The sequence below is a fragment of the Enterococcus nangangensis genome, from assembly GCF_005405245.1.
In the GTDB taxonomy this organism is placed as follows: domain Bacteria; phylum Bacillota; class Bacilli; order Lactobacillales; family Enterococcaceae; genus Enterococcus_J; species Enterococcus_J nangangensis.
In genome coordinates this window covers 1-10,566 of record NZ_BJDR01000040.1, presented here as the reverse complement: position 1 = coordinate 10,566, position 10,566 = coordinate 1, and the positions used below count along the sequence as shown (strand labels likewise).

Sequence of the window (10,566 nt, the reverse complement as noted above, 5' to 3'; positions counted from 1 at the left end):
AACTATTACAAGCTCACCATCTATTTCAGAGTCAGCATTGTATCAAAACTTTTACACAGGATTATGGACTTGACTAATATTGACATGCTCTATACTTTCTAGAAGTGTATGCTATAATATGATAAAAATTTTGTTTTTTGAAAGGATAATTTAATTATAGATGAATAATGCTTTTGGAATCTATCATAAAGAAAACAATGTCGCTCGAATTATTTCTGAAAATCGCGCAGAATATCTACTTGGTTTCCCCGACGAGACCATTTCAAAATTTAATAAAAAGAAAGCCAACAAGCTCTTTTATGTCGGTGATTTTGTTAAATATCAAGCTGAGGGTAATGAGATTACCCAATTAGAATTATTTTCTCGTGAAACGATTATCAGTAAGTCTAGCAATGTTACTGCTAAAAATTACCATTTTTCTGATTCTGAACAAGTCTTAGCCACAAACATCCAGCAAATTTTTATCTTTGTACCCCTAGATAAAAACTTTGCTCTTTCCAAAATCGAGAGATATGTACTGGTATTTTCCCAAGAAAAAGTTGAACTTACAATTGTTTTGAGCAAAAAAGATCTCTACCGCGATTACCATAATCTGGTAAAAAATATTCAACAATTATACCCGCAAATTAATTTGTTACCCATCAGTGTCTATGATGAGAGCTCTATTGAACAACTAAAAGGAATGTTATCTCCTGGTAAGACCGGGATGTTTATTGGCACTTCCGGGGCGGGAAAGTCAACTGTTTTAAATTTAATCCAAGATCAGTATGTTGCAAAAGTAAATGATGTAAAAAAAGATGGAAAAGGTAAGCACACCACCACGAGTAGTTTCGTTATTTTTGTTCCTGAAATGAATTATTGTATTGTTGACACGCCTGGATTTAAAGGTATTGATAGTAATCACTCTATCGATTCAAATGTCTTATTTGATCAAATTGGACAACTCGCGCTAGAATGTAAATTTCGCAATTGTACTCATACGAGCGAGCCCCATTGTGCTGTAAAAGCAGCTGTTAAAGATGGTATTTTAGAACAAGAAATTTTAGACAGATATCAGTATAACGTAAACAAATTGGAGCTATTATCTAAAAGAAGACCTAGTTGGCGATTGTAAATTACCTCAAGATCCAACTTGTTCTTAAATATTAAGCCTTTTAATTCAAATGAATTGCAGTCGAATTTAGCTTTGTAACTTTATAACTAAGCAACGCTCTATCTTTCGAATTTTCATTTTGAGGATTAATAACTAACAACTTTCGCTACCTTGTTTAAGGTGGCGATTTTTATTTCAATAAAAATCGTCACTAATCATAGTAAGGATTCATTTTTTGAGTTAGACGATTATTTAGCTAAGGAACTTGCCCACAATACTTCAGCAAAAATTATTTATCTAATCCCGCTATCTTTCGTTGCTTACGGTTAGCTTCTTCAGCAACATATTTTAAAACTGTACGGAATTCTTTGCGCGAAGCATTTTTTTGAAAAGTAGCGTAGTTTCCGTCATATTTCTCTGTGATTTTTAAAGCATCTTCTTTTTTAATCATCTAATTTCCCCTCCAATTCTGCAAGTAGATATTATTTAATTGTTCCTTGATTTTACACTTTTCGTAACTTTATTTCATTGAATTAATTTAATCCTACAACGTTTCCTTCAGTAACTCGTTAATTTGATATCTCTAACATGAAATAACTAAACAAAAAAATCCCCACTAATCATAGTGAGGATTCAGTCTTTGAGTTAGACAATTATTTAGCTAAGGCGTCTTTTGCTTGGTCTGCTAAAGTAGTGAAAGCTGCTGCATCATTGACAGCAAGTTCAGCTAACATTTTGCGGTTAATATCGATTTCAGCAAGTTTTAAACCATGCATTAATTTAGAGTAGCTCAAGCCATTCATGCGAGCTGCTGCATTAATCCGCGCAATCCATAATTTACGGAAGTCGCGTTTTACTTGACGACGATCCCGGAATGCGTAGTAGTATGAGTTCATTACTTGTTCTTTTGCTGTTTTAAATAGGGTATGTTTGGAACCGTAGTACCCTTTTGCTAATTTAAGCACTTTTTTCCGACGTTTGCGGGTTACTGTGCCACCTTTAACACGTGCCATGGTTAATTCCTCCTAAGATTTCATTGTTCATTTCAATTGCTTTTTTCAAGCGATGAGACAAATGCTTAACGCATTTGTGATAATTGCTGACGAATACGTTTGTAATCGCTATGTGACACCATGCTTGCTTTACGCAATTGACGGCGTTGTTTTTTAGTCTTTCCGTGGAAACGGTGACTTGTAAAGGCGCGACCGCGTTTTAATCCTCCGCCACCAGTACGTTTGAAGCGTTTTGCTGATGCGCGGTGTGTTTTTTGTTTTGGCATGACTGTTTTCCTCCTCAAAATCGATATGAGCACAAGGCCCGTTTATTAACTACTTGTCGCCTTTTGGAGCTAACACAAGAAACATTGAGCGACCGTCCATTTTGGCTTTTTGTTCCACCGTGGCTAAATCGGCTGTTTCTTCAGCTAGTTTGTCTAAGACTCTTTGACCAATTTCTTTATGGGTAATGGCACGACCCTTAAAGCGAATAGAAGCTTTAACTTTATCGCCTTTTTCCAAGAATTTACGAGCGTTTTTCAACTTCGTATTAAAGTCATTGACGTCAATGGAAGGACTTAAACGTACTTCTTTAATGTTAATCACTTTTTGATTTTTACGTGCTTCCCGTTCTTTCTTCTGTTGTTCAAAACGGAATTTCCCGTAATCCATAATACGAGCAACTGGTGGTTTGGCTGTAGGGGCTACTAAAACTAAGTCCAAGTTCGCATTTTCAGCAATCTTTAAGGCTTCAGCTTTGGTCTTTACTCCTAATTGCTGGCCGTCATCGCCGATCAAACGCAATTCCCGGGCACGAATGCCGTCGTTTACCATCATATCCTTTGCTATGGTCATTCACCTCCAAGTATTTTGAGAGAAAAAAAGGCAGAAAAAAACGAGTTCTAAAATTAGAACCCGCCAAAAGAAACTTCCACGAAGGAAAAATTTCTATATCTAGCCCAGGAAGATATTTCCTCAGGCGAGAAGCGGGTGCTTCTGCTTTGATTTCTCAACTCGTTAAGTATAGCAAGTGGGCTTTTGACTGTCAAGCTTTTTTCCCTTAACTCTTTAGAAAATTTCTATCGGGACTAGACTTATTGGACGCGGGCACAACCAGTCGCTAGTGAGCCCTTGCAAAAAATTACGCTTCAGTCATAATAAAAGAAAATTCAAAAGGAGCACAGCAGATGAAAAAAATTCAAGCCCCGAAAATCCCCTTCCACCTTTTACCACCGGCTCCCTTGACGGATGAAGAAAGTTATCAAGGATGTGCCTTTACCACTGACCTTTTAGGGGACTACCACAATTTAGATATTAAGTTTTCTTCTTTCAGTAAACTTGACTGGGCCAATAGCCAGCAAACGCAACTTCAACTCAGTGATGTCGTGTTGGAAAATGTCAACTTAGCCAATAGCGAATGGTTAGGCGCCAGCTTAGCACGAGTAATTTTTAAAAATTGCCGCCTAACTGGTTTTAACTTAAGTGAAAGCTATTTAACCGACGTACAATTTATCGACTGTCAATTAGATTATGCTAGCTTTAGCTACGGCAAACTCAACTATGTCGCATTTTTGACGTGTAATTTAACAGAAGCGGATTTTTTTGATGTGGCTTGGCAAAAGTTGTCCTTTGAAACGTGCCAATTAGAACGTAGTAATTTTTTAGAAACTAGTTTAACTGGCTTAGATTTTTCCACCGCCACTTTTTCTAGCTTAAACTTTACCGCCGCCAAAAGTCGCGGCTTAATCATCAGCCCGTTACAAGCTTTAACGATTGTCCAACTGCTGGGATTTCAATTAAAGGAAGACTGACGGCAGGATAACCTAAAAAAAGATCGGCCCCGCAAACAAACGGGTCGACCTTTTTTTGAATGAACATTGTGCCAATAGCAACTCCTCGCACAACTTCCTTTAAGTTTAAGCTTCTTTAGCTTCCTGACGAATTTCAGCAAGTTTGTCTGCTACCATTTGTAAAACAATGGCCCGGGCTGAGGCGTCTTCCACAAAATTATATTTGTCGCCATCTATTTCCAGCTTCGGACTTTCTTCGTAATTTTCATAAAAGGCGCGGTAACGTTGATTTAATTCGTAGTAATATTCCCGCAAGCTGGGATCAAACTCTAATTGTTCAAAAGGTCGGCCACGTTTAATAATCCGTTCCATCATGGTTTCAAACGAGACTTTAATATGAATCAGTAGCTCCGGATTTTTTTCATAAGGCGTATAGGGTAACTCTTCCATCATATTTTTCAGTAATGAATTATAAACCCGCACTTCTTCTTTTGAAGCGCGCCCTAAATCAGCATTCAAACCAAACAACAAGGAATCTTCGTAGATGGAACGATCCAAGACGGCATTTTCTTTGCTAGAAGCAACTTTAATACTATCGAAGCGTTTATTTAAAAAATAAATTTGCAGCAAAAAAGCATATTGCTGGGGGTTAGCATAAAAAAGGGGTAAGACTTTGTTGTCTTCAACCTCTTCATAATAGGCAGGGCAGTGCAAATAATCGGCAATCATCTGGGTCAAACTCGATTTACCAGCGCCAATTGTTCCGGCTAAAACAATCACGGGAATTCCTCCTCAAAAGTATGTGCGTTCCTATGATAAACGTTTGTAAATCACCTGTCAAACGCAGCTAGTCTAGTAAATTTTTTTTAAATTAACGAAAGGAATTTTATTTTTTTCGTAAGTTAAGGTAAACTAGGAAAGCAATGATAATTCTATGCTTGTTAGGATGATTTTTTTGAAAAAGGATTTAATTGAAATTTGGGGCGACCTCGTTTCCCAAAAAGATTTATTACTTAGTCTCAGCGTCTCTTCTCTTTGCACCTTGGGGGCTTATTTTTTTGCCCCGAAAAATACCACCAGCCAATTATTTTTTGGCTTAGGCGGTGCGGTTGTAGGTTTTATCATCATTACGCTGCTGATCACGCCCAAACGGCACGTCAAAACAACAGCGACACCTCCTGACACAACACACCAGGAGGAGCAAAAATGACGCTTTCTTTAATCTTTTCCATGATCATCGCCAGTTTGGCGGCGATTCTTTTATATACCTTAATCGGTTTTGTACCCGGCACGGATGAAACTTCGGTTTTGATGCCGGTTACGTTAGCTTTGGTTTTAGCCGGTACCCCTCCCATGGTGGTCTTAGCCTTTTTCATGGCGGCTATTGTCACTTTAAACTTAATGAACGCGATCCCCACCGCACTGGTGGGTTTGCCTGGTGGCGTGATGTCCACGCCAATGATTGAACACGCCCTCTTTTTAAAAGAAAAAGGATTAGCGGCCACTAGCATCAAAAAAATGGCCACCGGCTCGCTTTTAGGAACACTAGTCGCGGTGCCAACAAGTCTTCTTTTAGGCAATTTGTTGGCGCCCTTAGCAGAAAACATTAAAAGTTATTCCGCATGGCTCTTTATTTTAGGCGCAATTTTTCTAGCCCTGATTGGCAAAAATAAAATTTTAGCTTTATTAAGCATGGTCCCCTTAGCCCTTTTATTCCAAGGTCTCCGCAGTGTCTATTGGGATTTAGGTGTCGTGCCACAAGAAAAAAACATTACAATTTCTTTTTTCTTAGGGATTACCATTGGCCCTTTAATCATCAGCTTACTGCAACTTTTAAATAAAAAAATGAATCAGGATCGCCCACGCTATGCCATTCGTGAGGTGGTCGTCAGTACCGTTTCAGAAAAAGAGAATCTCTTTCATCCTTTGCAAACCTTAACGAAAAAAGAAGGACTGCACGCTTTAGTTGCTTCTTTAATCGCCAATTTTTTATTTGTCTTATCACCGGTGGGTTTAACGATTCTTTTAGGCGAAGCCAGCAGTAAACAAGCCAAAGAACCGATAGAGCGTGCTGAGCTTGCGGTTACCACCATGAGTGCATTAAGTCATGCCACGTATTTATCCGGCGTCATTATTCCGTTAATCGCCTTGGGTATTCCCTTGTCCCCTGTTGCAGTTGGACCGGCCAATGCTTTATTTAACGCCCCACCGGTCTTTACTTTAGAGCACAATTTGCATCACATTTTAACCACGCAACAATTTGTGGTGGCTATTTTAATTGGGACGGTCTTAGCTTCCATCGTTACTTATTATATTGCCATGCGCTATGCGGCAAAAATTACCGTCTTTGTCTTACAAAAAATTCCCCATGAAGCGATTCTGGGCATTTTTGTAGCTTTTATTTTATTATTAGCGGTGATGGATGGCGGTCTCTTAAATATTTTTGGGGTTTTACTTGTAGGGATTGTTTGTGGTACGCTAAATCAGTTAGGGGTCAACTACGGTGTGCAGTTTATGATTTTATATGCTGCCCCTGAGTTGTTGAAATTATTGGTCTTTTAGGAGGATTTCATGAAAATCGGTATTGGAAAAGCTTCGGGCAAAATTATTTTAATGGGGGAACACGCGGTAGTCTACGGTGAACCCGCCATTGCTATTCCCTTTTTAGGCACTAAAGTTGTCGTCACAGCGGAAAGCAACTACGAAGATGCCTTGGAAAGCATTTATTACGATGGCCCAATAGAGTTTGCACCTAGCAGTCTAAAAAATATCATCGCCGCCTTTCACGTGGCAAAAGAAAAATTAATGTTAACAGAACCTATTAAAATAAAAATTACTAGCTCTATTCCGCCAGAACGTGGCATGGGTTCTTCAGCGGCAGTGGCTAATGCTGTGATTCGCGCGCTGTTTGATTATCAAAAAGAACCCCTCTCTTTAGACCTTTTAAAAAATTTAGCTGACGTAGCGGAACATATCGCCCATGGTAATCCCAGTGGCATTGATCAAGCAACAACCAGTGGCTTGCGCCCTCTTTATTTTATCAAAGGGGCACCATTTGAAGAGTTTCCTTTAAACATTGCCGGCTTTTTAGTCGTCGCCGATTCCAACTTAAAGGGCCGCACAAAAGAAACCGTTGCTCACGTGGCAGAGCTTTTAAAAGCAAAGCCTGAGCTAAAAAAAACAATTAACGCTCTAGGTGATTTAACGAAAGACACCCGCAAAGCGTTAGAACAAAATAATTTATCTCTCCTAGCCGCAACGATGAATACGGCGCAAACTTATTTAAAACAATTAGGGGTTTCCAGTCCCACAATCGAGGACATGCTGACTTTAGGTTTAAAAAATGGGGCGCTGGGGGGAAAATTAACCGGTGGTGGTGGCGGCGGTTGTGTTATTTTTGTTACCCGCACCAAAGAGCAAGTTCAAACACTACAACATGCACTACAACATGCAGGATATCCCACCTGGAACCAAGACTTTAGGGAGTTGAGATAATGGAAGGACAGGCACGCGCTTATACAAATATCGCTTTAATTAAATACTGGGGCAAAAAAGACCAAGTCCTCATGATTCCGCAAAACAATTCAATTTCTTTGACGTTAGATGCTTTTTATAGTGAAACAAGAGTAACCTTTGATTCCCATTTAACGACCGATCAATTTATTCTTAATGATGTCCTCCAAGATGAAAAACATGGCAAAAAAGTTTTTCAATTTCTTGATTTGATGCGCCAACACGCCGGCATTACCACCAAAGCGCAAGTCATCAGTGAAAACCACGTTCCAACAGCTGCCGGTTTAGCTTCATCGGCTTCCGGGATGGCGGCTTTAGCTGGAGCTTGTGCGGTAGCTTTAGACTTACCGCAAGATGCCGTAAGTCTCTCCCGCTTTGCTCGTCGCGGTAGTGGTTCAGCGAGTCGTAGTATTTACGGCGGTTTTGCTGAATGGCAAAAAGGAACGGACGATACGAATAGTTACGCCGTTTCCTTAAAAGAAGATTTAAGTGCTTGGCCTTTAGCGATGGTTTTCTTGTTGGTAGATAGTCAAGAAAAGAAAATTTCTTCCCGTGATGGGATGCAGCGCACCGTCGACACTTCCGTTTTTTACCCCGGCTGGCTGGCGACGATTGAAAAAGATTTAACTGACATGCGCCAAGGGATTGCCACGAATGATTTTGAATTAGTGGGACAGACGATGGAACGCAACACCATGAAAATGCATGCTACCGTGTTAGGTGCCGTGCCACCTTTTACCTACTGGCAACCTGACAGCTTAAAAGCGATGCAATTAGTGCAAGAACAACGTGCCCAAGGTCTTCCTTGCTACTTCACCATGGATGCTGGTCCCAACGTCAAGGTCTTATTACAACAGGAAAATCTTAAAGCTTTCTTAGGAGCAGCGAGAAAGACTTTTCCTGAAGACAAAATCGTGGTAGCATTTCCTGGTAAAGGAATCCAATTGGTAAAGGAGTTTAACCATGATTGAAGTTTCTGCCCCAGGTAAGTTATACATCGCCGGGGAATATGCCGTAGTGGAACCTGGTAATCCTGCTGTGATTATTGCGGTGAATCAATTTGTCACCGTCACCGTAGAAGAATCCCAAGAAAATGGCTCCATTCAGTCGGCCCAATTTGGCAATTACCCCGTCTTTTTTACGCGAGAAAATGACGCTTTAGTTTTAGATAAACGCGATAATCCCTTTCATTACATTTTAGCCGCCATTGATATGGTGGAACAATACGCCAAAGAACAACATCAAGATTTAAAATTTTTCCATTTGAAAGTTACTTCTGGTTTAGATAACGGTCGTGGCACAAAATATGGTCTAGGATCCAGTGGCGCGGTAACCGTAGCTACTGTCGAAGCCTTGTGCCAGTTTTATAATTTGCCCTATACGCCGATGATTTTATTTAAACTCGCTGCTTTAGCGCACCTCTCCATCCAAAATAACGGCTCTTGTGGCGACGTAGCGGCTAGTGTCTATGGCGGTTGGATTGCTTTTTCTACCTTCCAACAAGATTGGGTGGCCGCTCAGCAAAAACAATTATCCCTGACACAATTATTGACGATTGTTTGGCCGGGTTTACAAATTGAAGCTTTAACCCCTCCTTGCGATTTACGTTTAGCAATTGGTTGGACGGGTACGCCTGCTTCCACGGCCAACTTAGTGGATCGCGTTCAAAAAAGTGAAGCAAAAAAAGCCTATCAAAAATTTGTGCAAGAGAGCAATGCTTGTGTCAGTGCCCTGATTAATGCTTTTCAGACGCAAGACCTTACAAAATTGCAAGAACAGCTGCAAGTGAATCGGACGTTACTCCAAGAATTAAGCAACTTAACGAATGTCGTCATTGAGACGCCTGCCCTTAGTCGCTTGATTAATATCGCCAATGATTTTGGTGGTGCGGCGAAATCTTCCGGTGCTGGTGGTGGTGATTGTGGCATTGCTATTTTCTCACAGCAGCAAGATATTCAACCCGTACTCACCGCTTGGCAAGAGGTAGGTATCCACGCTTTGCCCCTCAGTGTCTATGAAAAAGGAGAACAGCATGAATCGTAAAGACGAGCATCTCCATAATGCCCGTAGTCAACAGCTGAAAACCATGCCCAATGATTTTGATGAAGTGCGTCTCGTTGCTTCTTCCTTTCCTAAAGCCGGGAGCAGCACTAACAAGGTGGACCTCACTACGAATTTTGGTGAACTGACTTTAACGAGTCCTTTTTATCTCAATGCCATGACTGGTGGTTCGGCCTTAGCTAGTAGCCTCAATGAGCGGTTAGGGATCATTAGTCGCGAATTGGATTTAATGCTGGCTTTAGGCTCCCTCAGCGCGGGCTTGAAAGATCCCGAATTGCTAGAAAGTTATCGCATCGCGCGGAAAATAAATCCACAGGGTTTTATTTGGCTCAATCTTTCTGCCGATAGTTCGGTGGAAAAAGTTTTACGAGGTGTGGATGCCCTACAAGCCAATGGGGTGCAACTTCATTTAAATTTACCGCAAGAACTAGTGATGCCAGAAGGCGATCGCAACTTTAACGACTGGCTGTCTAATATCGCCCTCATCCAAGAACAATTAAATCTACCTGTTTTAGTCAAAGAAACAGGCTTTGGCATGAGCCCACAAACGCTAGCCCTTTTAGCTGAAGCCGGTGTGGAATATGTCGATGTTTCTGGCCGCGGCGGTACTAACTTTATTGCCATTGAAAATGCGCGGCGTGTGCAACATGAATATCGTTATCTAACAGATTATGGTTTATCTACGGTGGAATCCTTACTCAACGTAGCCGCTGTCCCCCATTCTTTTAAAGTGACAGCCAGCGGTGGCATTCGACAACCAATAGACATGGTGAAAGCATTGATGTTAGGAGCCGATGCTACAGCCATTGCCGGCACACTACTGCCGACGTTAATGAAAGAAGATGGTTTGCCAGCTACTTTGGCCTTACTGCAAGGTTATCAAGAACAATTGCGCCATCTCTACGTTTTATTGGGAGTCACCACCACCGCCGAACTAAAAGGGTTACCATTACTTTTCAGTGAAAAAATCAATAATTATCAGCAACAGCTTCCTAAGTTTTTGCCTTCGGATAGCTGAATATATGTTTAAAAAAAACGGCTCTTTGTCAAATCGGACTGATAGGTCTGAAAATGGAACACTTAAAGTAGATATCAAGTCTGCTTTAGGTGTTTT

The 10,566-nt window shown here is 40.7% G+C and carries 13 protein-coding genes and 1 other annotated feature; of the genes, 8 read left to right on the top strand and 5 right to left on the bottom strand.

Annotation, left to right across the window (positions count from 1 at the left end):
* Window positions 1–160: 160 nt before the first annotated feature.
* Window positions 161–1,114, top strand: coding sequence for a ribosome small subunit-dependent GTPase A (gene rsgA, locus FFM57_RS09550; protein ID WP_137600293.1), 954 nt, complete (start codon window positions 161–163; stop codon window positions 1,112–1,114).
* 268 nt (window positions 1,115–1,382) lie between these two features.
* On the opposite strand, the gene FFM57_RS09880 is transcribed toward rsgA, so the two are convergent.
* The 4 genes from FFM57_RS09880 to infC all read right to left on the bottom strand — a co-directional run bounded on the left by FFM57_RS09880 (window position 1,383) and on the right by infC (window position 2,943).
* On the bottom strand, window positions 1,383–1,544 hold the full coding sequence (locus tag FFM57_RS09880; protein ID WP_170999961.1) for a hypothetical protein: 162 nt from the start codon (window positions 1,542–1,544) through the stop codon (window positions 1,383–1,385).
* A gap of 202 nt (window positions 1,545–1,746) precedes the next feature.
* Window positions 1,747–2,106, bottom strand: coding sequence for a 50S ribosomal protein L20 (gene rplT / locus FFM57_RS09545; protein ID WP_137600292.1), 360 nt, complete (start codon window positions 2,104–2,106; stop codon window positions 1,747–1,749).
* Between the two features lie 65 nt (window positions 2,107–2,171).
* Window positions 2,172–2,372: a 50S ribosomal protein L35 gene (rpmI, locus tag FFM57_RS09540; RefSeq protein ID WP_137600291.1), complete on the bottom strand. Its 201-nt coding sequence runs from the start codon at window positions 2,370–2,372 to the stop codon at window positions 2,172–2,174.
* Between the two features lie 49 nt (window positions 2,373–2,421).
* Window positions 2,422–2,943, bottom strand: a complete 522-nt coding sequence (gene infC / locus FFM57_RS09535; protein WP_137600290.1) for a translation initiation factor IF-3 — start codon at window positions 2,941–2,943, stop codon at window positions 2,422–2,424.
* A 26-nt stretch (window positions 2,944–2,969) separates the two neighbouring features.
* Window positions 2,970–3,096 (bottom strand) — a sequence feature (ribosomal protein L20 leader region).
* 179 nt (window positions 3,097–3,275) lie between these two features.
* Here infC and FFM57_RS09530 point away from each other — a divergent pair.
* Entirely contained in the window at window positions 3,276–3,899 is a 624-nt protein-coding gene (locus tag FFM57_RS09530) for a pentapeptide repeat-containing protein (RefSeq protein ID WP_137600289.1), read from the top strand.
* A gap of 105 nt (window positions 3,900–4,004) precedes the next feature.
* Here FFM57_RS09530 and FFM57_RS09525 read toward each other — a convergent pair whose 3' ends face one another.
* On the bottom strand, window positions 4,005–4,658 hold the full coding sequence (locus tag FFM57_RS09525; RefSeq protein ID WP_137600288.1) for a deoxynucleoside kinase: 654 nt from the start codon (window positions 4,656–4,658) through the stop codon (window positions 4,005–4,007).
* Between the two features lie 175 nt (window positions 4,659–4,833).
* Between FFM57_RS09525 and FFM57_RS09520 the strand changes: the two genes are divergently transcribed.
* From FFM57_RS09520 to fni, 6 genes are read left to right on the top strand one after another with little or no spacing between them, the layout of a single operon-like run.
* Complete coding sequence (locus FFM57_RS09520; RefSeq protein ID WP_371851257.1) at window positions 4,834–5,088, top strand: hypothetical protein; 255 nt, start codon at window positions 4,834–4,836, stop codon at window positions 5,086–5,088.
* The gene (locus FFM57_RS09515; protein WP_137600286.1) at window positions 5,085–6,440 is read left to right on the top strand and encodes a tripartite tricarboxylate transporter permease; all 1,356 of its coding nucleotides are present in this window, start codon (window positions 5,085–5,087) and stop codon (window positions 6,438–6,440) included. The genes FFM57_RS09520 and FFM57_RS09515 overlap by 4 nt, the downstream gene beginning before the upstream one ends.
* Before the next feature lie 9 nt (window positions 6,441–6,449).
* Window positions 6,450–7,373, top strand: coding sequence for a mevalonate kinase (gene mvk, locus FFM57_RS09510; protein ID WP_137600285.1), 924 nt, complete (start codon window positions 6,450–6,452; stop codon window positions 7,371–7,373).
* Window positions 7,370–8,362 (top strand): diphosphomevalonate decarboxylase, encoded by a 993-nt coding sequence (mvaD, locus tag FFM57_RS09505; protein WP_137600284.1) that lies wholly within the window; start codon window positions 7,370–7,372, stop codon window positions 8,360–8,362. The genes mvk and mvaD overlap by 4 nt, the downstream gene beginning before the upstream one ends.
* Entirely contained in the window at window positions 8,355–9,434 is a 1,080-nt protein-coding gene (locus tag FFM57_RS09500; RefSeq protein ID WP_137600283.1) for a phosphomevalonate kinase, read from the top strand. Before mvaD ends, FFM57_RS09500 begins: the two co-directional genes overlap by 8 nt.
* Window positions 9,424–10,470 carry a type 2 isopentenyl-diphosphate Delta-isomerase gene (fni, locus tag FFM57_RS09495; protein ID WP_137600282.1) on the top strand — a complete coding sequence of 349 codons (1,047 nt, stop codon included), beginning with the start codon at window positions 9,424–9,426 and terminating at the stop codon, window positions 10,468–10,470. Before FFM57_RS09500 ends, fni begins: the two co-directional genes overlap by 11 nt.
* Window positions 10,471–10,566: the final 96 nt, after the last annotated feature.